25 protein-coding genes are annotated in these 25,919 nt (G+C 64.5%); 13 read left to right on the top strand and 12 right to left on the bottom strand.

Annotated elements, in window-relative coordinates:
• Nucleotides 1-2: 2 nt before the first annotated feature.
• Nucleotides 3-941 (bottom strand): YicC/YloC family endoribonuclease, encoded by a 939-nt coding sequence (locus tag BMI86_RS08760; RefSeq protein WP_246831674.1) that lies wholly within the window; start codon nt 939-941, stop codon nt 3-5.
• 174 nt (nt 942-1,115) lie between these two features.
• Between BMI86_RS08760 and BMI86_RS08755 the strand changes: the two genes are divergently transcribed.
• Nucleotides 1,116-1,886, top strand: coding sequence for a PAS domain-containing protein (locus tag BMI86_RS08755; protein WP_078540801.1), 771 nt, complete (start codon nt 1,116-1,118; stop codon nt 1,884-1,886).
• A 104-nt stretch (nt 1,887-1,990) separates the two neighbouring features.
• Here BMI86_RS08755 and BMI86_RS08750 read toward each other — a convergent pair whose 3' ends face one another.
• A complete protein-coding gene (locus BMI86_RS08750) occupies nt 1,991-3,361 on the bottom strand; it encodes a 3-deoxy-7-phosphoheptulonate synthase class II (protein ID WP_078540799.1) in 1,371 nt (456 codons plus the stop codon).
• A gap of 222 nt (nt 3,362-3,583) precedes the next feature.
• Between BMI86_RS08750 and BMI86_RS08745 the strand changes: the two genes are divergently transcribed.
• The 6 genes from BMI86_RS08745 to BMI86_RS08720 all read left to right on the top strand — a co-directional run bounded on the left by BMI86_RS08745 (nt 3,584) and on the right by BMI86_RS08720 (nt 9,990).
• A complete protein-coding gene (locus BMI86_RS08745; protein WP_108722344.1) occupies nt 3,584-4,612 on the top strand; it encodes a GlxA family transcriptional regulator in 1,029 nt (342 codons plus the stop codon).
• Between the two features lie 191 nt (nt 4,613-4,803).
• On the top strand, nt 4,804-5,988 hold the full coding sequence (locus BMI86_RS08740; RefSeq protein ID WP_078540798.1) for an ABC transporter substrate-binding protein: 1,185 nt from the start codon (nt 4,804-4,806) through the stop codon (nt 5,986-5,988).
• Nucleotides 5,989-6,092: 104 nt separating this feature from the next.
• Nucleotides 6,093-6,953, top strand: coding sequence for an ABC transporter ATP-binding protein (locus BMI86_RS08735; RefSeq protein WP_078540797.1), 861 nt, complete (start codon nt 6,093-6,095; stop codon nt 6,951-6,953).
• Nucleotides 6,950-7,654, top strand: a complete 705-nt coding sequence (locus BMI86_RS08730; protein WP_078540796.1) for an ABC transporter ATP-binding protein — start codon at nt 6,950-6,952, stop codon at nt 7,652-7,654. Before BMI86_RS08735 ends, BMI86_RS08730 begins: the two co-directional genes overlap by 4 nt.
• A 3-nt stretch (nt 7,655-7,657) precedes the next feature.
• Nucleotides 7,658-8,665 carry a branched-chain amino acid ABC transporter permease gene (locus BMI86_RS08725; RefSeq protein ID WP_078540795.1) on the top strand — a complete coding sequence of 336 codons (1,008 nt, stop codon included), beginning with the start codon at nt 7,658-7,660 and terminating at the stop codon, nt 8,663-8,665.
• Complete coding sequence (locus tag BMI86_RS08720; protein WP_078540794.1) at nt 8,662-9,990, top strand: branched-chain amino acid ABC transporter permease; 1,329 nt, start codon at nt 8,662-8,664, stop codon at nt 9,988-9,990. The genes BMI86_RS08725 and BMI86_RS08720 overlap by 4 nt, the downstream gene beginning before the upstream one ends.
• A gap of 102 nt (nt 9,991-10,092) precedes the next feature.
• Here BMI86_RS08720 and BMI86_RS08715 read toward each other — a convergent pair whose 3' ends face one another.
• The 5 genes from BMI86_RS08715 to dusB all read right to left on the bottom strand — a co-directional run bounded on the left by BMI86_RS08715 (nt 10,093) and on the right by dusB (nt 17,264).
• The gene (locus BMI86_RS08715; protein ID WP_078520784.1) at nt 10,093-11,493 is read right to left on the bottom strand and encodes a sigma-54 dependent transcriptional regulator; all 1,401 of its coding nucleotides are present in this window, start codon (nt 11,491-11,493) and stop codon (nt 10,093-10,095) included.
• Complete coding sequence (locus tag BMI86_RS08710; RefSeq protein WP_246831673.1) at nt 11,490-13,706, bottom strand: PAS domain-containing sensor histidine kinase; 2,217 nt, start codon at nt 13,704-13,706, stop codon at nt 11,490-11,492. The genes BMI86_RS08715 and BMI86_RS08710 overlap by 4 nt, the downstream gene beginning before the upstream one ends.
• A gap of 139 nt (nt 13,707-13,845) precedes the next feature.
• Nucleotides 13,846-15,216, bottom strand: coding sequence for a response regulator (locus tag BMI86_RS08705; RefSeq protein ID WP_078540792.1), 1,371 nt, complete (start codon nt 15,214-15,216; stop codon nt 13,846-13,848).
• A 3-nt stretch (nt 15,217-15,219) separates the two neighbouring features.
• Nucleotides 15,220-16,287: an ATP-binding protein gene (locus BMI86_RS08700; protein ID WP_078540791.1), complete on the bottom strand. Its 1,068-nt coding sequence runs from the start codon at nt 16,285-16,287 to the stop codon at nt 15,220-15,222.
• Nucleotides 16,284-17,264 carry a tRNA dihydrouridine synthase DusB gene (gene dusB, locus BMI86_RS08695; protein ID WP_281480108.1) on the bottom strand — a complete coding sequence of 327 codons (981 nt, stop codon included), beginning with the start codon at nt 17,262-17,264 and terminating at the stop codon, nt 16,284-16,286. The genes BMI86_RS08700 and dusB overlap by 4 nt, the downstream gene beginning before the upstream one ends.
• A 216-nt stretch (nt 17,265-17,480) precedes the next feature.
• Here dusB and BMI86_RS08690 point away from each other — a divergent pair, with 216 nt between their 5' ends.
• The 4 genes from BMI86_RS08690 (at nt 17,481) to BMI86_RS08675 (ending at nt 20,950) form a co-directional block, all read left to right on the top strand.
• Nucleotides 17,481-18,608 carry a bifunctional 2-C-methyl-D-erythritol 4-phosphate cytidylyltransferase/2-C-methyl-D-erythritol 2,4-cyclodiphosphate synthase gene (locus BMI86_RS08690; RefSeq protein WP_078540790.1) on the top strand — a complete coding sequence of 376 codons (1,128 nt, stop codon included), beginning with the start codon at nt 17,481-17,483 and terminating at the stop codon, nt 18,606-18,608.
• 4 nt (nt 18,609-18,612) lie between these two features.
• A complete protein-coding gene (locus tag BMI86_RS08685; protein WP_078540789.1) occupies nt 18,613-19,122 on the top strand; it encodes a phosphatidylglycerophosphatase A in 510 nt (169 codons plus the stop codon).
• On the top strand, nt 19,119-19,592 hold the full coding sequence (locus BMI86_RS08680; protein WP_078540787.1) for a CinA family protein: 474 nt from the start codon (nt 19,119-19,121) through the stop codon (nt 19,590-19,592). The genes BMI86_RS08685 and BMI86_RS08680 overlap by 4 nt, the downstream gene beginning before the upstream one ends.
• A gap of 179 nt (nt 19,593-19,771) precedes the next feature.
• Nucleotides 19,772-20,950: an ammonium transporter gene (locus BMI86_RS08675; RefSeq protein ID WP_078541368.1), complete on the top strand. Its 1,179-nt coding sequence runs from the start codon at nt 19,772-19,774 to the stop codon at nt 20,948-20,950.
• Between the two features lie 78 nt (nt 20,951-21,028).
• On the opposite strand, the gene BMI86_RS08670 is transcribed toward BMI86_RS08675, so the two are convergent.
• Complete coding sequence (locus BMI86_RS08670) at nt 21,029-21,487, bottom strand: type II toxin-antitoxin system RatA family toxin (RefSeq protein WP_078520790.1); 459 nt, start codon at nt 21,485-21,487, stop codon at nt 21,029-21,031.
• An 84-nt stretch (nt 21,488-21,571) separates the two neighbouring features.
• Between BMI86_RS08670 and hpt the strand changes: the two genes are divergently transcribed.
• Together hpt and BMI86_RS08660 are read left to right on the top strand one after the other, a co-directional pair.
• Nucleotides 21,572-22,120, top strand: coding sequence for a hypoxanthine phosphoribosyltransferase (gene hpt, locus BMI86_RS08665; protein ID WP_078520791.1), 549 nt, complete (start codon nt 21,572-21,574; stop codon nt 22,118-22,120).
• Nucleotides 22,117-22,299, top strand: coding sequence for a hypothetical protein (locus BMI86_RS08660; RefSeq protein ID WP_078540785.1), 183 nt, complete (start codon nt 22,117-22,119; stop codon nt 22,297-22,299). The genes hpt and BMI86_RS08660 overlap by 4 nt, the downstream gene beginning before the upstream one ends.
• Before the next feature lie 141 nt (nt 22,300-22,440).
• Here BMI86_RS08660 and BMI86_RS08655 read toward each other — a convergent pair whose 3' ends face one another.
• The 4 genes from BMI86_RS08655 to BMI86_RS08640 form a co-directional block, all read right to left on the bottom strand.
• The gene (locus BMI86_RS08655) at nt 22,441-23,361 is read right to left on the bottom strand and encodes a branched-chain amino acid ABC transporter permease (RefSeq protein WP_078541367.1); all 921 of its coding nucleotides are present in this window, start codon (nt 23,359-23,361) and stop codon (nt 22,441-22,443) included.
• A 94-nt stretch (nt 23,362-23,455) separates the two neighbouring features.
• Nucleotides 23,456-24,361 carry a branched-chain amino acid ABC transporter permease gene (locus tag BMI86_RS08650; RefSeq protein WP_078520793.1) on the bottom strand — a complete coding sequence of 302 codons (906 nt, stop codon included), beginning with the start codon at nt 24,359-24,361 and terminating at the stop codon, nt 23,456-23,458.
• Between the two features lie 54 nt (nt 24,362-24,415).
• A complete protein-coding gene (locus tag BMI86_RS08645) occupies nt 24,416-25,123 on the bottom strand; it encodes an ABC transporter ATP-binding protein (RefSeq protein ID WP_198453301.1) in 708 nt (235 codons plus the stop codon).
• Nucleotides 25,124-25,134: 11 nt separating this feature from the next.
• Nucleotides 25,135-25,908 (bottom strand): ABC transporter ATP-binding protein, encoded by a 774-nt coding sequence (locus BMI86_RS08640; RefSeq protein WP_078540781.1) that lies wholly within the window; start codon nt 25,906-25,908, stop codon nt 25,135-25,137.
• Nucleotides 25,909-25,919: the final 11 nt, after the last annotated feature.

The following is a 25,919-nucleotide window of genomic DNA, read 5'->3' as shown; positions in this document are numbered from 1 at the left end:
TATTACTCTACGTTCTGGATCTGCTCGCGCAGCTGGTCGATCGCGTATTTCAACGCCAGACCGATCCGCGTCAACTCCGCATCGCCCGATTTCGAGCACAGCGTATTGGCCTCGCGGACGAATTCCTGCGCGAGAAATTCGAACTTGCGGCCCACGGGTCCGGTCTCGGCCAGAAGCGCACGGGCGGCCTCGACATGGACGCGGAGCCGCTCGATCTCTTCGGTGACATCGGCCTTGATCGCGATCAGGGCCAGCTCCTGTGCGACCCGGTCGGGATCGGCCTCGGTCGCCTCCATCACCCGCGCAAGCGCGGCCTTCAGCGTCTCTGCAGCCTTCGGGGCGCGCGCGGCGGCAGCCTCTGCGGCCTCGTCGGTCAGCGCGGCGATCTCGTCGATGCGCGCGGCCAGCAAAGCGCCGGTCCGGGCGCCTTCTTCGCGGCGCATCGCGACGAAACTCTCCAGCACAGGCTCGAAACTCTCCAGCAGCGCGGCCAGCAGCGCCGCGGGATCCTCGATCGTGCTGCCCGAGTGATCGACCACTCCGCGCATCGCCATCAGATCGCTCGGCTTGAGCGGCGCGAGCGCCACGCCCTTGCGCTCGGCGGCGCGCTCGACCTTGTCGACGGCGGCAAGGGCGGCATTCAGCACGTCGGGCTCGATCCGCATCGCGGCACTGCCTGCGGCCTGCGTGAGCTTGAGGTTCAGCGTGACATTGCCCCGCGCGACGCGTTCGCCCACCGCCTTGCGCAGCGCGGGCTCCAGCCCCTCGATATCGGGCAGCCGCAGCCGCAGGTCGAACCCTTTGCCATTGACCGAGCGCAGATCCCAGCTCCAGTCATGCCCCGCGCCACTCCCCTGTCCGGCGGCAAATCCGGTCATCGAGACAGTCGCGGCGGCGGCGGGCGCCCCCTCCGGGCGCAGATCTGGAGCGGGTTTAACCATTTAAGAGTTTCTTTCCCCATGTGACGAAAAAATGGCCTAACTTGGCCTTGGTAAGAGTTCAGTAACGATTTCGCCCTGACGGTCAACCGCAAGGCGGCATGTGCCGCCGGATCGCCGGGCGCGAGACAGCCACCCCGCGCAAGTGCCGCGCGGGACGACGCAAAGGTGATTGAAATGGATCGCGAGACCGACAGCAACGCCGCAGCCCCCGCCTCGGCCAAAGGTCGCCGGATCGGCAACGAGCTGCGCGCCTATTGGGAGGCGCTGCTGGCCGGCCGCCCAATGCCCGCGCGCGCCGATATCGATCCGCGCGGCATCGACCGCGCGCTGGAATTCGCCTTCATCCTCGAACGGGTCGCGCCGGGCATGGGGCGGTTTCGCCTCGCAGGGCAGCACATTTGCGACCTGATGGGGATGGAGGTACGCGGAATGCCCCTGACCTCGCTTTTCGCGCCCGAGGGCCGCAAGCAGATCGCCGATCTGACCGAGGCCGTCTTCGCGCGCCCCGCCATCGCCGAGGCGCAGCTGGTCTCGGAGGCCGGGATCGGCAAGCCGGGGCTGGCGGGCCATCTGGTGATGCTGCCGCTGACGGATGATTTCGGCGCGGTGACGCGGGTGCTGGGATGTTTCGTGGCAGAGCCGCTGCGCAATACCGGCGAGGCGGAAGACATTCACGATGCGGGCCGCGCCCCGCGCCGCTTCACGGTCACGGGCGCCCGGATCAAGCCACTGGAGATGCCGCCGCTGCGCGATCCCCAACCCGCCGGGCGCAACCCCCGCGCGTCACAGTCGTTCGAGCAGCCCTCGCCGATGCCTGCAACTTCAGGTTTCGCGGAGGGCCAGACGCCCTACACGCCACGCCCGAAAGCCCGTGCCGAGCATCTGGCAGAGATGACGCCGGACGAGCGCCGCGCGATGTTCCGAGTGGTGCGTCAGGAGGGCTGAGTCCCTTATTGGGTGAGCCCTGCCTCGCGACGCAAATAAAAAGGCCCGGACACGAAGGTCCGGGCCAATCAATCCGTTGAAACCTGCCGCAGCGCGGCGCGCGCTTATTGCGACGCCGCTTTCGCGAACTTGCGACGGTCTTGAAGTTCCTCGGCGACGAGGAAGGCCAGTTCCAGCGACTGGCTCGCATTCAGACGCGGGTCGCAGGCGGTGTGGTAGCGCGAGGACAGATCGCCATCGGTCACGGCGCGCACGCCGCCGGTGCATTCGGTCACGTCCTTGCCGGTCATCTCGAAATGCACGCCGCCCGGGATCGTGCCCTCGGCTTTGTGGATCGCGAAGAATTCCTTCACCTCGCGCAGCACGGACTCGAAGGGCCGGGTCTTGAAGCCCGAGGCCGATTTGATCGTGTTGCCGTGCATCGGATCGCAGGACCAGACGACATTCGCGCCCTCGGCCTCGACCGTGCGGATCAGGCGCGGCAGGTGATCGCCGACATTGCCCGCGCCGAAGCGCGCGATCAGGGTCAGACGACCCGCCTCGTTTTCCGGGTTCAGCTTCTCCATCAGCACCTTGAGGTCGTCCTCGGTGGTGGTGGGGCCGCATTTCAGGCCGATCGGGTTCTGCACGCCACGTGCGAATTCGACATGCGCGCCGTCGGGCTGACGGGTGCGGTCGCCGATCCAGAGCATGTGGCCGGTGCCCGCGATCGGCAGGCCGGAGGTGGAATCGATGCGGCAGAGCGCCTCTTCATATTCCAGCAGCAGCGCCTCGTGCGAGGTGTAGAAATCGACCGAAGCCAGCTCATGCGCGGTTTCCGAGGTCACGCCCGCGGCCCGCATGAAGTCCATCGCCTCCGAAATCTGATCGGCGACCTGACGGTATTTCTCGGCGTCGTCGGCATCGGTGAAGCCCGCGATCCAGCTTTGGACGCGGTGGATATCGGCGAAACCACCCGTCGAGAAGGCGCGCAGCAGGTTCAGCGAGGCCGCCGCCTGCGTGTAGGCCTGCAGCATCCGGTTCGGATCGGGCAGACGCGCCTCCGAGGTGAACTCGAAGCCATTGATGATGTCGCCGCGGTAGCTCGGAAGCTCGGTGCCGTCGATGGTCTCGGTCGGTGCCGAACGCGGCTTGGCGAACTGCCCCGCCATACGGCCGACCTTGATGACCGGAACCTTCGCGCCCCAGGTCAGCACGACCGCCATCTGCAGCATCACCTTGAAGGTGTCGCGAATGTTATCGGCCGAGAATTCCCCGAAGGACTCGGCGCAATCGCCGCCCTGAAGCAGGAATGCTTCGCCGCGCGCGGCTTTCGCCAGCTCCGACTTCAGCGTGCGTGCCTCGCCCGCGAAGACCAGCGGCGGCATCCGCGACAGCTGTGCCTCGACAGCGTTCAGCGCCCCCTGATCGGGATAGTCGGGCATCTGAACCCGCGGTTTCGCGCGCCAGTCCGATTTGCTCCAACCCTTGCCCATCTGATCCTCCAAAAGCGTGGTCGTTTCATTCGGCGCCGCTTATAGACGGCGCGGGTCAGGGAAACAAACCCGAAATTGCATTTCCGCACGCCTGCGAGCCCCTCCGTAAGTTCCCCCTCTTGCGGCGGGCGCCAATTTCCTGTTTCGGTGATTCACCACAGATGACGGATTGACGACATGCCTGATCCCCGCCCCACCCGTCGCCCAGCCCCTTCGCAGGGGATGATCCGGATCGCCCCGGACGCGCGCCAGCGCTCGGTCGTCTTCATGCTTCTCGACCGGTTCACGATGATGGCCTTCGCCAGCGCGATCGAGCCGCTGCGCCTCGCCAATCAGGTCTCGGGCCGCACGCTCTACACATGGAAACTGGCCTCGGAAACCGGCGAGGATGTCACCTGTTCGAACGGCACGACCTTCCGCACCGATATCGGGCTGGAGGAACTGGGCCGCGACACGATGGTGCTGGTCTGCGGCGGCATCGACGTGGCCGAGGCGGTCACCAAGCCGCTTTTGAACTGGCTGCGGCGCGAGGCACGGCGTGGCGCGACGATCGGGGGCCTGTGCACCGGGTCCTATGCGCTGGCCCGCGCAGGCCTGCTCGACGGCAAGCGCGCGACGATCCACTGGGAGAATGTCGACGCTTTCGCCGAGGATTTCCCCGATATCGAGCTGACCAAGGGTGTTTTCGTGATCGACGGCAACCGGGTGACGACGGCGGGCGGCACCGCCTCGATCGACCTGATGCTGCGGCTGATCGCCCGCGATCACGGCGAGGAACTGGCCAATACCGTCGCCGATCAGCTCATCCATTCCTCGATCCGCTCGGATCGCGACACGCAGCGGCTGTCGATTCCCACCCGGATCGGGGTGCGTCACCCCAAACTCGCGCAGGTCATCGGCCGGATGGAGCGCAATATCGAAGACCCGATCAGCCCCGCGACGCTCGCGACCGAAGTGGGCATGTCCGCGCGCCAGCTGGAGCGGCTGTTCCGTCGCTACCTCAACCGCTCGCCGAAGCGCTATTACATGGAATTGCGGCTGCAAAAGGCGCGTAACCTGTTGATGCAAACGGAAATGAGCGTGATCAACGTGGCCATGGCCTGCGGCTTTGCGAGCCCGTCGCATTTCTCGAAATGCTACCGCGCGCATTACCAGACCACACCTTACCGTGAACGCGGCGCGAGCGCTGCGGGCGAAAAGGAAAGCCTGGACTCCACCGTGGATTTAGGGCCGGAAGACTCGCTCGACTGAAAATTGCGCAATCACCCCCCGCGGCTTTCACGAATTTGCACATAACCCCAAATTGCCGTTACGTCGCATTGCGCGCACCTTGACCTTCGGGTCCGTTTTTCGCGTCATCGCGCCACTCGCGGTTCTTCACATTTGACAAACCGCGCACTAACCTCGCGCAAGAACGCGAGTTCCAACACGGGAGTGAACACATGAAAAAACTGCTTCTGGCTTCGGCTGCGATCGCGCTTGGCGCGACTGGCGCATATGCCGATGACGTGAAGATGGGCGTCCTGCTGGGCTTTACCGGCCCGCTTGAATCGCTCGCCCCGCCGATGGCGCAGGGTGCCGAGATGGCGATCAAGGAAGTCTCCGATTCCGGCAAGCTGCTGGGTGGCGACACCGTGACCGCAGTCCGCGGCGACTCGACCTGCGTCGACGCAGCAGCCGCCACCGCGGCAGGCGAAACGCTGGTCACTACCGACAAGGTCGCTGGCATCATGGGCGCAATGTGCTCGGGCGCGACCACCGCTGTCCTGCAAAACGTCGCAATGCCGAACGGCGTCGTGATGATCTCGCCCTCGGCAACCTCGCCGGCACTCTCGACGCTCGAGGATGATGGCCTGTTCTTCCGCACCGCTCCGTCGGATGCGCGTCAGGGCGAAGTCATGGCCGACGAGATCCTCGAGAAGGGCATCAAGAACGTCGCCGTGACCTACACCAACAACGACTACGGCAAGGGTCTCGCGGACAGCTTCGAGAAGGCCTACAAGGCCAAGGGCGGCAGCGTCACGATCTCGGCCGCGCACGAAGACGGCAAGGGCGACTACTCCGCTGAAGTCGCCTCGCTCGCTTCCGCAGGTGGCGACGCGCTCGTCATCGTCGGCTATATCGACCAGGGCGGCTCGGGCATCCTGCGCGGCGCACTCGACACCGGCGCCTTCGAGAAGTTCGTCTTCCCCGACGGCATGGTCAGCCAGACGCTCGAAGACAATTTCGGCTCGGAAATCAACGGCTCCTTCGGCCAGCTTCCCGACTCGGCAGGCGACGGCATGAAGACCTATCTCGGCATGGCCGAGAAAGCCGGCTTCGACGGCTCGTCGGCTTATTCGGGCGGCGCCTATGACGCAGCGGCTCTGATGCTGCTCGCGATGCAGGCGGCGGATTCCACCGACCCGAAAGTCTACAAGGACAAGGTCATGGAAGTCGCGAACGGCCCCGGCGAGAAGATCTATCCCGGCGAGCTGGGCAAGGCGCTCGACCTGATCAAGGAAGGCAAGCCGGTCGACTATGAAGGCGCGACCGCCGTCAACCTGATCGGCAATGGCGAAGCCGCGGGCACCTTCCGCGAAATCGCGATCAAGGACGACAAGATCGAGACGGTGAAATACCGCTAAGCGGTCATCAGAGCTGAAGCAGCCCGGAGCGATCCGGGCTGTTTTCAATTATAAAACAACAAGATGCGGCGTGAAGCTAACGCGCCTACAACTCAGGGGACCCTATGATCCGGGTTGAAAACTTAGTCAAATCCTTCGGCGGATTCCGCGCGGTCGATGGCGCGAGCCTCGAAATCGCGACCGGCTCGATCACCGGGCTGATCGGCCCGAACGGCGCCGGCAAATCCACGCTCTTCAACGTCATCGCAGGCGTGCACGAACCTACCGCGGGCCGTGTCACGATGGATGGCGAGGACATCACCGGGCTTGCGCCGCACGAGCTGTTCCACAAGGGGCTGCTGCGCACCTTCCAGATCGCGCATGAGTTTCCTTCGCTCACCGTGCGCGAGAACCTGATGATGGTGCCCACCGGACAGGCGGGCGAGACGCTCTGGAACACATGGTTCGGGCGAAAACACATCCGCGACGAGGAAGCGGCACTTCTGAAGAAGGCCGATGAAGTGCTTGATTTCCTGACGATTTCGCATCTCAAGGACGAGAAGGCGGGCAACCTCTCGGGCGGTCAGAAGAAGCTTCTGGAGCTGGGCCGCACGATGATGGTCGAAGCCAAGATCGTCTTCCTCGACGAGGTCGGCGCGGGCGTGAACCGGACGCTTCTGAACACGATCGGCGATGCCATCGTGCGCCTCAACAAGGAACGCGGCTACACCTTCTGCGTGATCGAACACGACATGGATTTCATCGGCCGCCTCTGCGACCCGGTCATCGTGATGGCCGAGGGCAAGGTGCTGGCCCAGGGGTCTGCCGATCACATCATGGAAAACGAGGCCGTCATCGAGGCCTATCTGGGCACCGGGCTGAAGAACAAGGTCAAGGCCGAGGAAACCGCCGAGACCGCCGCCCATGAAGACCACGGCGCGCAGCCCGGTCTGGGCGATGAAGCCGGCAAAGGGGGCGCCCAATGAGCTATCTCAACGCCTCCAACATGACCGGCGGCTACGGCAAGGCCGACATCCTGCACGACTGCACGCTGACCGTCGAAAAGGGCGAGATCGCCGTGATCGTCGGCCCCAACGGCGCGGGCAAATCCACCGCGATGAAGGCGGTCTTCGGCATGCTAGGCCTGCGCGAAGGCAAGGTCACGCTCGACGGGCAGGACATCACCGGCCTCTCGCCGCAGGACCGCGTTAAGAAAGGTATGGGCTTCGTTCCGCAGGTGAACAACGTCTTCCCGACCATGACGGTCGAGGAAAACCTCGAGATGGGCGCCTTCATCCGCGACGACGATTTCCGGGGCACGATGGATCAGGTCTTCGACCTGTTCCCGATCCTGAAGGAAAAGCGTCGCCAGAATGCGGGCGAGCTGTCGGGCGGGCAGCGTCAGCAGGTGGCCGTGGGCCGCGCGCTGATGACCCAGCCGAAGCTCCTGATGCTCGACGAGCCGACCGCGGGTGTCTCGCCCATCGTGATGGACGAGCTTTTCGATCGCATCATCGAGGTCGCCCGCAGCGGCATCTCGATCCTGATGGTCGAACAGAACGCCCGCCAAGCCCTTGAGATCGCGGATAAAGGCTATGTCCTCGTGCAAGGCGCGAACAAGTACACCGACACTGGCGAGGCCCTTCTGGCCGACCCGGAAGTCCGCCGCACCTTCCTGGGGGGCTGAGCAATGGAACTCATCAACGCGCTTGTCGCGGTCACCAATTACGTCATCATCCCCGCCACCGCCTATGGCGCGCAGCTTGCGCTCGGGGCGCTCGGGGTCACGCTGATCTACTCGATCCTGCGGTTCTCCAACTTCGCCCATGGCGACACGATGGCCTTCGGCACCGGGGTCGTGATCCTGATCACCTGGGGTTTCCAGGCGATGGGGATCAGCTTCGGCCCGCTGCCGACCGCCCTTCTCGCCCTGCCCTTCGGCATCGCGGTCACCGCGGCGCTGATGCTCGGGACCGACAAGGTCGTTTACCAATATTACCGAAAAGTCAGGGCTGCGCCCGTGGTCATGGTCATGGTCTCGGTCGGCGTGATGTTCGTGATGAACGCGCTCACCCGCTTCCTGATCGGCGTCGACCAGATCAATTTCGACGACGGCACCCGCTTCGTCATCAACGCCCGGCAATGGCGCGAGATGACGGGTCTGCACGAGCCGCTGACGCTGCGTTCGACCCAAGTCATCACCGTCGTCACCGCGATCATCACCGTGGCCGCCCTGTTCTGGTTCCTCGGCAAGACGCGCACCGGCAAATCCATGCGCGCGTTTTCCGATAACGAGGATCTGGCGCTGCTGTCGGGCATCGACCCGAACAAGGTCGTGGCCGTCACCTGGATCATCACCGGCGCGCTCGCGACCATCGCAGGCACGCTTTACGGGCTCGACAAGTCGTTCAAAGCCTTCACCTATTTCCAGCTTCTGCTACCGATCTTCGCCTCGGCCATCGTCGGCGGCATCGGCAACCCGGTGGGCGCGATCGCGGGCGGCTTCGTGATCTCCTTCTCGGAGGTGGGCCTCACCTACGCATGGAAGAAGGTCGCGACCTATCTGGTCCCGAGCTGGGAGCCGGACGGGCTCGTCCAGCTTCTCTCCACCGATTACAAATACGCAGTCAGCTTCACGATCCTGATCCTCGTCCTGATCTTCAAGCCGACCGGCCTCTTCAAGGGGAAAATCGTATGAGCAGCAATCGTCAGGCTGGCGAGACCAGCCGCATCCGTGCGCCCCTCTTCTTCGCCATCATGGCCGCGCTCATCCTGCTCGAGGGCTTCACCTCGGGCTGGAACTCGGCGCTCGGCATTCTCAACATGGGACTGCTGTCGGCGATCATGGCGCTCGGCGTGAACATGCAATGGGGCTATGCGGGCCTGTTCAACGCGGGCGCGATGGGCTTCCTCGCGCTTGGCGGCCTCGCCCCGGTGCTGATCTCCATGCCGCCCACCCCCGGCGCCTTCTCGGGCGGCGGTCCGGGCATCATGGCGGCCTTCTTCGTGGCCATCGTCGCGGTGTTCGCGGCGGTCTGGATCTGGCGCAACCTGCGCGGCAAGACGCGCGGTCTCGCCGTGACCGCGGTGCTGATCGTCGGCTTCTTCACCTATCGCTGGCTGTTCGATCCGGCGGTCGAGGTGATCGAGGCGATCAACCCCTCGGCACAGGGCAACCTCGGCGGGCTGGGCCTGCCGACGCTGATCTCTTGGCCGGTGGGTGCGGTTCTCGCCGCAGGCGCGGCCTGGCTGGTCGGCAAGACCGCCCTCGGCCTGCGCTCGGATTATCTCGCGATCGCCACGCTCGGCATCGCGGAGATCATCGTCGCGATCCTGAAGAACGAGCAATGGCTCGACCGGGGCGTCTTGAACGTCAACGGCATCCCGCGCCCCTGGCCGGTGCCCTACGAGATCGACCTGCAGAACTCGCCCGATTTCGTCGCGCAGATGCAAGCTTGGGGTCTCGACCCGCAGCTGGGCTCCACCATCGCGGTGAAGCTGGCCTTCCTCGTGCTGTTCGTGATCGTCATCCTCGCGCTGATCTGGCTGACCGAGATGTCGCTGAAATCGCCCTGGGGCCGGATGATGCGCGCGATCCGCGACAACGAGATTTCGGCTGCGGCAATGGGCAAGAACGTCACCCGCCGCCACCTGCAGATCTTCGTGCTGGGCTCGGCGGTGATCGGGCTTGCGGGCGCGATGATGATCTCGCTCGACGGGCAGATGACGCCGACTTCCTACAACCCGCTGCGCTACACGTTCCTGATCCTCGTGATGGTGATCGTGGGCGGCTCGGGCAACAACTGGGGCTCGATCCTGGGTGGCGTGCTGATCTGGTATGTCTGGGTCAAGGCAGGCGACTGGGGCCCGGATATCATGGGCGCGCTGGCCGCACCCTTCCCCGATGGCGGGCTCAAGGATCACCTGATCCAGTCGGCCCCGCATATGCGGATGCTGGTGATGGGGATCATCCTGCTGATGGTGCTGCGCTTCAGCCCGCGCGGCCTGCTGCCGGAGAAATAAAAACGAGGGGCTCTGCCCCTCGCCCGTTCCGGGCTCACCCCGGGATATTTCTTCCAAAACGAAGACAAGGCGCGCGCCCCGAAAGGAGGCGCGCGTTTTCCGTTACTCCTCGCCGCCGTCGAATTGGGCGACGCGGGCGCCCGCCTTGTTCGTGGTGACGACGCCGAGCGATTTGAGTTTGCGGTGCAGCGCCGAGCGTTCCATGCCGACGAAATTCGCAGTCCGCGAGATGTTGCCCCCGAAACGGTTGATCTGGGTGAGCAGGTATTCGCGCTCGAACAGCTCGCGCGCCTCGCGCAAAGGCAGCGTTGCGAGCGCGCCGCCCAAAACGATGCGGCCCTCATCCGCCGGGCCTTCCTGACCGGGCAGCTCGCGCGCCTCGATCGCGCCCGTGCCTTCGCCGAGGATCAGCACCCGCTCGATCACGTTGCGCAGCTGGCGAACGTTGCCGGGCCAATCCATCGTCTGCATCAGCGCCGCGGCCTCTTCCGAGATTTCACGCAGCGGCAGGCCCTGGGTCTCGTTGAACCCGCGCAGGAAATGGTCTGCCAGAAGCGGCACGTCCTCGCGCCGCTCCGAGAGCGGCGGCACCTCGATCGGCACGACGTTCAGCCGGTCGTAGAGCTCCTGCCGGAAAAGACCCTCGCGGATCTGCGTCATCAGATCGCGGGTCGTCGACGAGATCACCCGCAGATCGACGCGGACCTTGTCGGCCCCGCCCACGCGCAGGAATTGCTGCTCGGTCAGCACCCGCAGGATTTTCGACTGCGTGCCGAGCGGCATCTCGGCCACCTCGTCGAAATAGATCACGCCGCCATGCGCCTGTTCCAACAGGCCCTTCTCGACGCCGCGCTCTGGTGTTTCGCGCCCGAACAGCACCTCTTCCATCCGGTCGGGTTCGATCGAGGCGGAGTTCACGGTGATGAAGGGCCCCGCCGCGCGGGTCGAGAACTGGTGGATATAGCGCGCGGCCATCTCCTTGCCCGAGCCCGGCTCGCCCGTCAGCATCACCCGGCCATTGGACTTGGTGACCTTGTCGAGCTGATCCTTCAGCCGCCGGAACGCCGCCGAGTCGCCGATCATCTCGCCCGAGGACATGTCGCGGCGCTTCAGCGTCGAGTTCTCGCGCCGCAGCCGCGCGGTCTCCATCGCGCGCGAAATCACCACCATCAGCTGGTCGATGTTGAAGGGCTTCTCGATGAAGTCGTACGCGCCCTGCTTGATCGCCGCCACCGCGATCTCGATATTGCCGTGGCCCGAGATGATGATGACAGGCACGTCCGGGTTGTCGCGCTTGACCGTCTTGAGGATGTCGATCCCGTCCATCTTGCTGTCCTTCAGCCAGATATCGAGGATCATCAGCGCCGGTTCCTGGGCGTTGATCTCATCCATGCATTCGTTGGAATTCGCCGCGAGCCGTGTCTTGAAACCTTCGTCGCGCAGGATATCGGCGATCAGCTCGCGGATGTCTTTCTCGTCGTCGACGATCAGAATGTCGCTCATGTCACTTCCCCGGGGGCTTCGCCCCTCTCCTTGATGGCTCTGAGCGCTGCTCGGGCGCGTGGGAGCCTGATTTCGGCGAGCGCCCCGCGATGGGCACCCTCTGCAAAGGCGGGCGCGTCGCTCAGCGTCAGCGTTCCACCATGTTCCTCGATGATCTTCTTGACGATGGGAAGGCCCAGCCCGGTGCCTTTCTCGCGCGTCGTCACGTAAGGCTCGAACAGGCGCGAGCGGTCGGGCGGCAGGCCGATCCCGTTATCCGCGATATGGATCGTCACATGGTCGGGCGCGACCTGCATATCGAGGCGAACCTCGGGCGCGAAGCCCTCTTCCACGTCCCCTTTTTCCGTATAGGATTCAATCGCTTCGCCTGCGTTCTTCACAAGGTTCGTCACCGCTTGCGAAATCATCGTCGCGTCCAGCTCGACGATCACCGGCTCGGTCGGGACATCCGTCACCAGCTTCGCGCCATGCAGGCTGTCTTGCTGCAAGGTCGCGGCGTCGCGCACCAGTTGAGCCAGATCGTGATCCGCGCGGTCGGGTTCCGGCATCCGGGCGAAGCGCGAAAACTCGTCCACAATGCGCCGCAAGTCATTGGTTTGCCGCACAATCACGCCGGTGAGCTGATTGAGCGTCTCGAGATCTTCGCCCTCGGTCATCTTGCCGAATTTGCGCTTGATCCGCTCGGCCGAGAGCTGGATCGGCGTCAGCGGGTTCTTGATCTCATGCGCGATGCGCCGCGCCACGTCGCCCCATGCCGCCATCCGCTGCGCCGAGACCAGATCGGTCACATCCTCGAAGGCCACCACGTATCCCTCGGGCGTGCCCAGATCGTTGCGCCGCACCGCCATACGCACCAGCAGGCTTTCCAGCCGCCCACCGCGGGAGACCCGGATTTCCTCTTGCGCGACCTCGTTAAGGCCGTCCTGCAAGCGATTGTAAAGCCCGACGAATTCCGGAACGGCGGTCGAGAGATCGCGGGCATTGTCGCGCGCGCTATCGAGCGCCAGCAAGGTCATCGCCGCCCGGTTCACGAAATCTATCCGCCCGTCTGCATCCAGCCCGATCACCCCCGAGGTCACCGAGGACAGCACGGAATCGAACATCCGCCGACGTTCTTCGGTCTCGCGGTGGTTCTCGATCAGGGCCATGCGCTGACCCTTCAACTGCCCGGTCATCCGGTTGAACGCCTCGCCCAGGGTCGCGATCTCGTCGTCGCCCTCGGCCTCGATCACCCGCGCATCCAGATCGCCCGAGCCGACACGCTCTGCCGCGGCGGCAAGCCGCCCGATGGGGCGCGACAGGCGCTCTGCGAACCACAAGCCCATCCAGAGCGCGGCGAGGATCAGGATCAGCGCGAAGCCGAAATAGAGCAGCCCGAACTCAAAAATCACCCGGCCGCGTGCGCTTTCCAATTGCTGATAGAGCGTCACCGTCTCTCGCGTCTTATCGAGCAGCGCGAGGATCTGCCCGTCCACCTTGCGCGAGATATAGAGATAGCGGTCCACGAAAGCATCGAGCCGGATCAGTGCGCGCAGTTCCGAGTTCGGCCAATCCTCGATCAGCACCGTCTCGCCCTTCTGCGCTTCGACGATGTCGCGCGGGGAAGGTTCTTCGTAATCAAAGAGATAGGAGCGATCGCCCCGCGCGACGATCCGGCCCGTGCCGTCGATCACATAGGCCTCTTTCACGCCGCGCTGGATGCCCGCCTGCCCGGTGATCAGCAATTCGCGCAGCTCGCCATCGGACATGAAGGTCGAAGCCTGCCGCCGCAGATTGAGAAAATTCGCGAGCGCCCGGCTGTCCTGCACCAGATCGCGCTTATGCTCGGACTGATAGGCCTCGGCGGCCTGCAGTGACGTGCCCACGACCGAGCGCACACGATCCGAGAACCAGCCCTCGAGACCGATATTCACGGTGAGGAACGCGAAGACCGCGACAAGGATCGTCGGCACCAGCGCGATGCCCGCGAAAACGCCCGTCAGGCGCAGGGTCAGCCGCGACCCGGCGGAATGGGCACGCCTTGCGGCGATGATCTGCACCAGCCGCATCAGGATCAGACCGGCGAGCAGCAGGAAATAGACGAAATCGGCGAGCAGGATTAGGCGCAGCGCGGTGCTGTCCGCCCCCTGTCCCAAGGGCCCGAGAACTATGAAGGTCGCAATCGCGAGCGCCGGGCCCAGAACGACCAGACCGAAGGTGAACAGGTTGCGCACCCGCTTTTGGCGGCGAAAGCGCGCCAAACGGTCCCAGCCTGAGCGATATGCCGTGCTGCCCTGCACTAATGCCCCCTCATTCCAGACCGTGGCTCGCGAATCCGTGTGAACGGAAAAGCCACAGCCCCCTGTTGCGGGTTTACATCAGTTTGCGGCGGCGTGTCACCTGAATATCCAGATCGGTGATCTTTTTACGCAACGTATTGCGGTTGATGCCGAGCAAATCGGCACATCTGGCTTGGTTGCCACCGGTCGCGTCGAGCGCGATTTCGATCAGCGGCGCCTCCATTTCCTTCAGAATCCGGTCATAAAGGCCCGGAGGCGGCAGCGTGCCGCCGTGAAGGTCGAAATAGCGCCGCAGGTGGCGCGCGATGGAGGCCGAGAGCTTCTCGCCCTCGCCGCCCTGACGCAGCGGCTCGATCGCGGGCTGGTTGCCCAGAACGAATTCGGCCTCGGCGCGGGTGATTTCTTCCTCGGGCGAGGTCACCGCGAGACGGCGGATCGTGTTCTCTAGCTGGCGCACGTTGCCGGGCCAGGAATAGGCGCGCACGAGCTGCAGCGCCTCGGGCGTGAAGCGGCGCAGTCCCAGCCCGTCGCGTTCGGCGCGGGCGAGGAAATGCTCGGCCAGAAGCGGGATGTCCTCGACGCGCTCGCGCAGGCTCGGCACGTTCAGCGTCACGCCGCCCAAGCGGTAGAACAGGTCCTGACGGAACTTGCCCGCCTCCATCAGCCCCGCGAGGTCGATCTGCGTCGTCGCCATGATCCGCGGCGCAGGATCGGGCAGCGCGTCGAGCATCCGCACGATCCGCGCCTGCGTCTCGTCGTCGTAATCGCCAACCTCGTCGAAGACGAGCGAGCCGCCCTTGGCTTTCGCCACCAGCGCCGCCGGGCCGTCCGCCCCCTGCAGATCGCCCGCCTGCGCCACCACGAAGGGCAGCGTGCGGCGGTCGGAGAAGTCGTGAATCGCCTTCGCGATCAGGGACTTGCCCGTGCCGCTCTCACCCGCGATCAGCACCGCGAGATCGGCATTCATCACCCGTGCGACAAGCCGATAAAGCTCCTGCATCGCCGGCGTCCGCCCGACCAGAGGCAGATCGCCCGCGTCGCCGCCGCCTTCGATCTCGCGCGGAGCGGTCGGGCTGCGGCGCTTCTGCTCCAGCGCCTTTTGCGCGCGCTTCATCAGGTCCGGCAGATCGAACGGTTTGGGCAGATAGTCGTAAGCCTCGGCCTCGGCCGCCTGGATCGCGGTCATGATCGTGTTCTGCGCCGAGATCACGATGACCGGCAGGCCCGGGCGCTCCTCGGAGATCTTGGGCAACGCCTCGAGCCCGTTTCCGTCAGGCATGATCACATCCGAGATCACCAGATCGCCTTTGCCCTCTTCGACCCAACGCATCAGCGTCACCAGCGAGGCAGTGGCATGAACCTTACAGCCCGCCCGGGTCAGGGCCTGGGTCAGAACGGTGCGGATTGTACGATCGTCATCCGCGACAAGTACGGTGCCGTCCATGGATCAGGCCTCCTTTGGCGCAACGGGAAGTGAAATGCGAAACCGGGTCTTGCCCGGGACCGAGTCGAGCGTGACCCAGCCGTCGTGATCGTTGATGATCTTCGAGACAAGCGCGAGACCAAGCCCCGTGCCGTTCTCACGCCCCGAAACGAAGGGCTCGAAGATTTCGTTGGAGATTTCCGGCGGGATGCCGGGGCCGTCGTCGATGATCTCGATCTGCAGCGGCAGCGGCTGCCCCGATCCATCGGCGCGACGCAGACGCAGGCTGTGTTCGTAGAAGGTACGGATCTTGATTTCTCCATTCCCTTCCGAGGCTTCTGCGGCGTTCTTCAACAGGTTCAGGAAGACTTGAGTCAATTGATCCGCATCGCCCAGCGTCGGCGGCAGCGAGGGATCGTAATCCTCCTTGATCGTCATATGCGCACCGAAGCCGACGCCTGCGGATTTGCGCGCGCGGTCGAGCACGTCATGGATATTGACCGGCTTCTTCTCGGGCGCGCGGACATTGCCGAACTGCTCGACCTGTTCGAGCAGCTTCACGATACGGCGCGTCTCGTCGACGATTAGGTCTGTCAATTCAAGGTCTTCGCCGGACAAGTTCATGCTCAGAAGCTGGGCCGCCCCGGCGATCCCGGCGAGCGGGTTCTTGATCTCATGGGCCAGCATCTCCGCCATGCCGATGGCCGAGCGCGCAGCAGATTTCACGAGGCTCGCGCGGCCCAACCGATCAGCCAGCTCGCGCGGCTCGATCAGCAGCAACACGCGGTCGGGGTCTTCGCCGACAGGCGCGGCTTGCAGATTGCATTGCACCGGGGCTTTTTCGCCCGTCGTCAGCTCGACATCGTTAACGAAGAGCGAGGCGCGGTTCTTCCGGACCCGGTAGAAGATTTCCTCCAAAGGTGCGGAAATCGCGAGCCTTTCGCCGATCGCCTTACCCCTCAGCGCCTTGGCGGAAAGGTTAAGGAACAGCTCGGCGGCGGGGTTCACCTCGTCGACAAGATCATCGCCATCGATCAGCAACGCCGGGGTCGGCAGCGAGGTCCATATAATGCCGGGGGCCGGAAGGTTCATGCGGCGCACCTTTCCCCGAAAGCGCGCTCGATCAGCGCCAAGGTCGCCTCCGGCGTCTGGCTGACCATCATCTCGGCGCGCAGCGGCGCATTCGCCGCCTCGCAATACCAGCCCAGATGCTTACGCGCGAGACGCAGCCCGAGATCACGTCCGTAGAAACTCAAGATCGCCTCGTAATGCTCTGAAATGTAATCGCAAAGCGCATTTCCATAAGGAACCTGCGGCTTCGGCGATCCAAAGATTTCATGACCGATTTCAGCCAGCCGCCACGGCGCGCCCTGCGCCCCGCGACCGACCATCACACCCGCCGCGCCCGATTGCGAAAGGGCTGCGCGCGCGGAGCTCGCATCGACCACGTCGCCATTGGCGATCACCGGGATCGAGACCGCGTCGACCGTCTCGGCAATCGCTTCCCAATCGGCGCTGCCCTTGTAGAACTGCATCCGCGTGCGCCCATGCACGACGATCATCTTCACACCCGCGGCCTCGGCCCGGCGCGCGATCTCGGCCGCGTTATGCGTGTCGTCACACCAGCCCAGCCGCATCTTCAGCGTCACCGGCAGGTCGACCGCGCCCACCGTCGCCTCGATCAGCCGCAGCGCATGATCGGGATCGCGCATCAGCGCCGAGCCCGAAGCCCCGCCCGTCACCTTCTTGGCCGGGCAGCCCATATTGATGTCGATGATCCGCGCGCCCATGTCGGCGACCATCTTCGCGGCCTCCGCCATCGGTTCGGGCTCGCGCCCGGCCAGCTGCACCGAGGTCGGCAGCTCCAGCCCCATCTCGACCCGCGCTTTCGCGCGCACCGAGGGTTTCGCGGTCAGCATCTCTCCCGAGGCCACCATCTCGGACACGACGAGACCCGCGCCGAAACGCGCCACCATCCGCCGGAACGGAAGGTCGGTGATCCCGGCCATGGGCGCGAGAAAGACCGGTGGGGTCAGTGTGATGTCGTCGAGAACTAAAATCTGCGGCACGGAGGTGTCCTGTCACTCGTCTTCCTTCGAATTAGGCGTTTGACCAAAGAATCACAATTGCGTCCACCCCTTTTTAGGTGGGAAAATCAGCACTCGCCTAATTTTTAATCACTTAACTGTGGCCAGTTGTCACATCCCGCAGCGTATCGCGTCCGGCGGCACCGATTGCGCAGAGCCGCGTCTTCGCCTAAGCCCTTGGGCGATCAGGGAGCCGCCATGAGCAACGCCATCATCATCGTCGCCGCCGGGCGTGGCACCCGCGCTGGCGGAGAAACCCCGAAGCAATGGCAGAGCCTCGCGGGGCAGCCGGTGCTGGCCCATACCGTTGCCGCTTTCAAAGGCATCGGGCGGATCGTGGTCGTTCTGCATCCCGAAGACATGACGCGCGGCATCGCGCAGTTTCAGGGCGAGGTCGCGCTTTGTGCGGGCGGTGCGAGCCGCGATGCCTCGGTACGCAATGCGCTGGAAATGCTGGAGGGCTCGGGCGTCGAGAAGGTGCTGATCCATGACGGCGCGCGCCCGCTGGTGAGCCGCGCGGTGATAGAGGGCGTGCTCGAGGCGCTGGATAGCGCACAGGCGGCAGCGCCCGCCCTGCCCGTGTCGGACGCGCTCTGGACCGGCGAAAACGGCCAGGTTACCGGCACGCAGGATCGCCATGGTCTCTACCGCGCGCAGACCCCGCAGGGCTTCGATTTCGACGCGATCCTCAGCGCCCATCGCGCCCATCCGGGCGGGGCTGCCGATGACGTGGAAGTGGCCCGCGCGGCCGGTCTTTCGGTTGCGATCACGCGCGGCTCGGAAGACAATCTGAAGATCACCTACCCGGAGGATTTCGCCCGGGCCGAGAGACTGTTGGGAGACAAGATGGATATCCGTTTGGGCCATGGCTACGACGTGCACGCGTTCGAGCCGGGCGATCATGTGACGCTCTGCGGAATCGCGGTGCCGCATGACAAGAAGCTCAAGGGCCATTCCGACGCCGATGTGGGCATGCACGCGCTGACCGATGCGATCTATGGCGCGCTGGCCGAGGGCGATATCGGGCGGCATTTCCCGCCGTCGGACCCGCAGTGGAAGGGTGCCGCGTCGGAGATATTCCTCGACCACGCCGTAAAACTGGCCGAGACGCGGGGCTTTCGTCTGGGAAATGCCGATGTCACGCTGATCTGCGAGCGCCCCAAGATCGGCCCGCATGCCGCTGAAATGGCTCAGGCTCTGGCGCGCATCATCGGGATCGAGCCGGGCCGGATCTCGGTCAAGGCCACCACCTCCGAGCGTCTGGGCTTCACCGGGCGCGAGGAAGGCATCGCCGCCATCGCCACCGCAACATTGATCAAGGAGTAACCCCATGCTGCGCGCCATCAACACGGTCGGATTTGTCGGCTTGCTGAAACCCGCGCCGGGCACCTGGGGCTCGCTGGTCGCCGTTCTGGTCGGCTGGGCGATCGAGCATTACCTGGGCTTCATCCCGCTGGTGATCGCCACCATCGCGGTCACCGCGCTCGGCTTCTGGTCGGTGCGCGCGCAGCTGGGCGACAGCGCCGACGACCCTTCCGAGATCGTCATCGACGAGGTGGCGGGCCAATGGGTCGCGCTCCTCTTCCCGGCCTTCGGCTTCTGGCAGCGCGGTCTCTCCACGGGCGTCGATCTGCACATGGTCTGGCCCGGCCCGGTCGCGGCGTTCCTGCTGTTTCGGCTGTTCGACATCTGGAAGCCGTGGCTCGTGGGCCGCGCCGATCGCCGCCATGACGCGACGGGCGTGATGCTGGATGACATCTGGGCCGGGGTCTTCGCCGGGATCGTGTCGATCATCCTCGCAGGCCTCTACCACATCGTCTTTCTGGGCATGATGGGATGAGCCGCGCGTCGGACGTTCTCGACGCCTGCAAGGCGCGCGGCCTGATGGTCGCGACCGCCGAGAGCTGCACCGGAGGGATGGTCGCCGCAGCCCTTACCGATATTCCGGGATCGTCCGCGGTCGTGGAGCGCGGCTTTGTCACCTACACCAATGACGCCAAACGCGAGATGCTGGGCGTCAGCGCGGAAAGCCTCGACGCCCACGGCGCGGTCTCGGAGACTGTCGCGCGCGAGATGGCCGAGGGCGCGCTGAGCCACTCCCACTCCCAGATCGCGGTCGCGATCACCGGCATCGCGGGACCGGGCGGATCGGAATTCAAACCCGAGGGCCGCGTCTGTTTCGGCCTTGCCCGCGAGGGCGCCGAAACCCAAGTCGAGACGGTCGAATTCGGCGCGCTCGGCCGCGACAAGGTGCGCGAAGCGGCCCGCGATCACGCGCTCGCTCTGCTGCTTTCGGCGGTGCAAGCCTGACTCTATTCCGCCCACGGATCAGGCACACCCACCCCGTATTGCTTATTTTTAGTGCAGTTCCAAAAGTGACGCGCGAATAGGCGGGTTTTGCGCAAAATGTCTCTTTATTGCGCGCGGCGCTTATGGCCCCTGCCCTCCAGAGGGAACTTCGAGGAGGATTTGTCGAGATGGAAGCGGGGATGAACGCGGCCGATACCGCGTGGATCATGGTAGCGACGGCACTGGTTTTGCTGATGACGCTGCCGGGGCTGGCGCTGTTTTACGGCGGGCTCGTGCGGGCGCGCAACGTGCTGTCGATCTTCATGCAGTGTTTCTCGATCGCGGCGCTGATGAGCGTGCTGTGGCTGCTGTTCGGCTATTCGATCGCCTTCGGGGACGCCAATGGCTATTGGGGCGGCTTGGGTAAATTCGCGCTGCTGGGCATCACGCCGGACACGCTGTCGGGCTCCATCCCGGAAATCGTCTTCTTCGCCTTCCAGATGACCTTCGCGATCATCACGCCCGCGCTGATCGTCGGCGCCTTCGTAGAGCGGATCAACTACGGCTTCGTGATGGTCTTCACGGGGCTCTGGATGCTGCTGATCTACGCGCCCGTCGCGCATTGGATCTGGGGCGGTGGCATCATGTCCGATGGCGGTATCTGGGGTGCGGTCGGCACCAAGGATTTCGCGGGCGGCATCGTGGTGCACGAAACCGCGGGCCTTGCGGCCCTCGTGCTGGCGCTGATGATCGGCCCGCGGGTGAAGCGCACCACGCCGCCGCATAACCCCGGCATGGTCGCGATGGGCGCAGGGCTGCTCTGGGTCGGCTGGTTCGGCTTCAACGGCGGCTCTGAACTGGCCGCCGATGGCGTGGCCGGCATGGCGATCACCGTCACCCATATCTCCGCCGCGGCCGCCTCGCTGAGCTGGGCGCTGTGGGAGCGCATCAAGTTCGGCCGCGCCTCGATGGTGGGCCTCGTGACCGGCACGATCGCAGGCCTCGCCTCGATCACCCCGGCCTCGGGCTTCGTCGGTCCGATCGAAGCGCTGGTGATCGGCTTCGCCGCCGGGATCATCTGTCAGGAATTCGTCGTGCTGATCCGCGAGAGGCTGCATGTCGATGACAGCCTCGACGTCTTCGCGGTCCATGGCGTGGGCGGCATCTTCGGCACGATCATGATCGCGGTCTTCGGCCATGGCAGCTTTGTCGCCCAACTCGGCGCGCTGGCCGTCGTCGGGGTCTTCACCGTCGCGGGCAGCTGGGCGCTGGCGATGCTGGTGCGGCTGGTCTTCCCGCTGCGTGTCAGCGACGAGCACGAGACCAACGGGCTGGACCTGTCCACCCATGGCGAACGCGCCTATGACATGAACTCCTGATCGCAGGGGGTTGACCCGAAATGGAAAAGGCCGCCCCCGAAGGGCGGCCTTTTTCGTGGCACTTGAGCTGAGATGCCCTCAGCCCTTCGGCCCATACAACTCCTCGGCGCGTTTCTCGAAGGCGCGCACGATCCGCTGCATCGCCTCGTTGAAAACGACCCCGATCACGCCCTGCAGGATCGCGTTCTTGAACTCGAAATCGACATGGAAATCGACCTCGCAAGAGCCGTCGTCGCGATCGCTCATCCGCCAGTGGCTGTGCATGTATTTGAACGGCCCGTCGAGATATTCGGTCTCGATGTGATGTTCGTCGGGATGCAGCACCACGCGCGAGCCGAACTTCTCGCGGAACACTTTGAACGAGATCACCAGATCGGCCAGCATCAGGATAGAGCCGTCCGGGCGCTCCTCGCGCGAGCGCACGCGGGCTGCCGAATTCCACGGCAGGAATTTCGGATAGCTCCCCACATCGGCCACCAGATCGTAGATCTGTTGCGCGCTATAGGGCATGACCCGGTTCTCGTGATGCTTAGGCATGTCTCTCCCGTTTTCTTGCGCCTCTTGATGCGCTAAAGCTAAGCCCGAGTTCAAGCCCTACAACCCGTTTCGAGGCCCGACATCATGACGCAGCGCCCCTATGTGATCGACCAGATGATTTCGGCCAAGCAGATCGCCGCTCGAGTCGAGGAATTGGCCGCCGAGATCACCCGGACATTCAAGGGCACCGACAAGTTGGTCGTGGTGGGGCTCTTGCGCGGCTCCTTCGTGTTCATCGCCGATCTGGTGCGCGAGATCGACCTGCCGGTGGAGGTCGATTTCCTCGAAGCCTCCAGCTACGGCGACGCGATGACCAGCTCGCGCGAGGTGCGCATCCTCAAGGACCTGCGCGCAGGCATCGAAGGCCGCGACGTGCTGGTGGTCGAGGATATCGTCGATACCGGCTTCACCCTGCATCACGTGATGGGCATGCTGCGTGCGCGCAAACCGGGGCGCATCGAATGTTGCGCCCTGCTCGACAAACCCTCGCGGCGCGAGGTCGATGTGCGCGCGACCTGGACCGGCTTCGAGATCCCCGATGAATTCGTCGTGGGCTACGGCATCGACTTCGCACAGCGCAATCGCAATCTGCCCTTCATCGGCAAGGTGCGCTTCACCGAGGATGCTTCGTGAATTACACGTGGCTGCTGCGCATGGCGCGGTGGGCACGTCGCCCACCGTCGATGACGCAGGTGAAGATCGTCGCCGTCGTGGCGCTGGCCGTGATCGCGATCGTTATCATTGAAAAGCTGGGATACTGGCCGGATTGGGCGACGGTGAACCCGCGCGCCCTGCGCGCGCCCAGACCCTGAGCGCCCTCTTCCTCTTGGCGTAAATATCCCGGGGGGTGAGGCGGGAGAAGCGGCCTTCCAGTGGAAGGACGCCCCGCCGAACGCCCGACGCGCAAGCGGCGGGCCGTGACGAGCGGGGGCAAAGCCCCCGCCACGCTAGTTTTACAGCGACGAAATGCGCAGCAGACGCGCGATCTCGCCGACGATGCCGCGGCGGAACAGCAGCACGCAGGCGATGAACGTGCCGCCGATCACGACCTGCACCCACGAGCCGATGCCCGACAGGAAGTGCTGCAGCGTGACCACGATGAACGCGCCCACGACCGGGCCGAAGATCGTGCCCATGCCGCCCAAGAGCGTCATCAGGATCACCTCGCCCGACATCTGCCAATGCGCGTCCGTCAGCGAGGCGAACTGGAACACCAGCGCCTTGGTCGAGCCCGCAAGCCCTGCCAGACCCGCCGAGAGCACGAAGGCCAGCAGCTTGAACCGGTCCACGTTATAGCCCAGCGACAGCGCGCGCGGCTCGTTCTCGCGGATCGCCTGCAGCACCTGACCGAAGGGCGAATGCACGATGCGGTAGATCGCGAGGAAGCCGACGATGAAGACGGCCGCCACGAAGTAATACATCGTGATCGGATCCCTGAGGTTGAAGATGCCCAGCAGGTTGCCGCGCGGGATGCCTTGCAGGCCGTCCTCGCCCCCGGTGAAGGGCATTTGCAGCGCGAAGAAATACACGATCTGCGCGAGCGCCAGCGTGATCATCGCGAAGTAGATGCCCTGCCGGCGGATCGCGAGCGAGCCCACGACCCAGCCCATCGCAGCGGCTGCGAGCGTGCCTGCGATGATGCCGAGGATCGGCGGGAAGCCCCAGACCTTCAGCACATGGCCCGCCACATAGGCCGCGCCCCCGAAGAAGGCGGCATGGCCGAAGCTGAGAAGGCCGGTGAAGCCGATCAGCAGGTTGAAGGCCGCCGCGAACAGCGCAAAGCACAGCAGCTGCATCACGAAGACCGGGTAGAGGAAGAACGGGGCCACCGCGAGGAAGCCCAGCAGCACCACCCAGAACACCGCCTGCACCATGCGGCCGCGCTTATGGGTCTCGGGGCTGACGTCGTCCTGTTCGAATTCGCCGATTTCGCTCGTCGTACTTGTCGTATTGCTCATGTCTTCACCCTCACCCTTGACGTCCGAAGAGGCCCGACGGGCGCACAAGAAGCACGATCACCATCAGCAGGAAGATCACCGTGTTCGCAGCGGGCGCGTAGAAGACCTTAGTCACGCCCTCGATCAGCCCCAGAGAGAAGCCGGTAATCACCGCCCCCGCAATCGAGCCCATGCCGCCGATCACGACGACCGCGAAGATCACGATGATCAGGTTCGCGCCCATCAGCGGGCTGACCGAGTAGATCGGCGCCGCCAGCACGCCCGCGAGACCCGCGAGGCCCGTGCCGAAGCCGAAGGTCAGCATCACCATCAGCGGCACGTTGATCCCGAAGGCTTTCACCAGCTCGGGGTTCTCGGTGCCCGCGCGCAGCCGTGCGCCGATCCGGGTCCGCTCGATCACGAACCAGGTCACGAAACAGACCACGATCGAGAAGACGATCACGAAGAGGCGGTATTTCGGGAACATCATGAAGCCGAGATTGGTCACGCCCTTCATGCTCTCCGGCATCCCCGGATAGGGCGTGCCCGACGCGTTGAAGAAGTTGATGAACAGGCCCTGCAGCACCAGCGTGATCCCAAAGGTCAGCAGCAGCGAGTAGATCGGGTCGAGCTTGTAGAGCCTGCGCAGCAGGAAGCGCTCGATCAGCATCCCGAAACAGGCCACCAGGATCGGCGCGAGGATCAGCGCCGGCCAGAAGCCGATATGCAGATCCGCCATGCCGATCCACTGACCGACATAGGAATACATGATCAGCGCGAGGAACGCGCCCAGCATATAGAGCGCGCCATGCGCGAAGTTGACCACGTTCAAGAGGCCGAAGATAACCGCGAGCCCGAGGCTCAGCATCGCGTAGAACACGCCGTTGTTTAGGCCCAGCATCCCCTGGGCAAGAATAAGTCGGATCATCGGATCCATCGGGGTTGTCCTCCCTGTCGGGTCTCGGGCGCCTGAGCCCGGCCCGGTTTCTCGTTACACGCTCAGGTAATGGTTCAGCCGGTCCATCGAGGCTTCGACCTGATCGGCTTCGATCACGTCGATCACCTCGCCATGTTCGATGACGTAATGGCGGTCGGCGAGCGGGGCGGCAAAGCGGAAGTTCTGCTCCACCAGAACGATCGTATAGCCGCGCGATTTCAGGTCGCGGATCACGCGCCCCAGGGTTTTCACGATCACGGGCGCAAGACCTTCGGTGATCTCGTCAAGGAGCAGCAGTCGCGAGCCGGTGCGCAGGATGCGCGCGATGGCCAGCATCTGCTGTTCGCCGCCCGAAAGCCGCGTGCCCATCCGCTTGCGGACATTGGCGAGGTTCGGGAACATCTCGAAGAGTTCCTCCACCGACATGCCGCCCTCGCCCACGCTCGGCGGAAGCATCAGGTTTTCCTCGACATTAAGCGAGGCGAAGATGCCGCGCTCCTCGGGGCAATAGCCAATCCGCGCATCGGGCGAGATCTTGTGCGTGGGTTTCGTCAGGAACTCCTCGCCATTGATCTTGATCGAGCCTTCGCGGCGATCGACCATCCCCATGATCGAGCGCAGCGTGGTCGAACGACCCGCGCCGTTGCGGCCTAGAAGGGTGATCAGCTGCCCCTCGCCCAGTTCGAGATTGATCCCGTGCAGGACGTGGCTCTCGCCATACCATGCATGCAGGTTCTCGATCTTGAGCATCGGTTTGATCATCGTTTCGGTGCTCATGCGACCTCCTCCTGCTCATCGGCGGAGACGCCCATATAGGCCTCCATGACAGCCGGGTTCTTCGACACTTCGGAATAGGGCCCTTCGGCCAGAACTTCGCCGCGCGCCAGCACGGTGATCGTGTCGGCCAGTTCGGCCACGACGCCGAGGTTATGCTCCACCATGACGATGGTGCGCCCCTCGCGGACACGGCCGATCAGCTCGGTCACGGCGCCCACGTCCTCGGTGCCCATGCCCTGGGTCGGCTCGTCGAGCAGCATGAGTTCCGGCTCCAGCCCCAGCGTCGTCGCAATCTCCAGCGCGCGTTTGCGCCCGTAGGGCAGCTCCACCGCCTTGAGATGGGCGAACTCCTTCAGACCCACCTGATCGAGCGCCGCCACCGCTTTCGCGTCGAGATCGTGCAGCACCGATTTGGAGCGCCAGAACTGGTAGCTCACGCCCAGCGAGCGCTGCAGCGCGAGGCGCACGTTCTCCAGCGCCGTCAGGTGCGGGAACACGGCGGAAATCTGGAACGACCGCACGATGCCCATATTGGCGATCTCCGCGGGTTTGCGATTGGTGATATCGCGGTCGTTGAAGAGGATCTTGCCCGATGTGGGCGTGATGAATTTCGTCAGCAGGTTGAACATCGTCGTCTTACCCGCGCCGTTCGGGCCGATGATCGCGTGGATCGCGCCGCGCTTGATGCGCAGGTTCACGTCATTGACGGCCACGAAGCCGCCGAAACTCTTGGTCAGGTTCTTGGCCTCGAGAATGATATCGTCGCTCATGGTCTCGCTTT

Source organism: Thioclava sp. DLFJ5-1 (assembly GCF_002020115.1).
GTDB lineage: Bacteria > Pseudomonadota > Alphaproteobacteria > Rhodobacterales > Rhodobacteraceae > Thioclava > Thioclava sediminum.
This window is presented reverse-complemented; position numbering and strand designations above follow the sequence as displayed.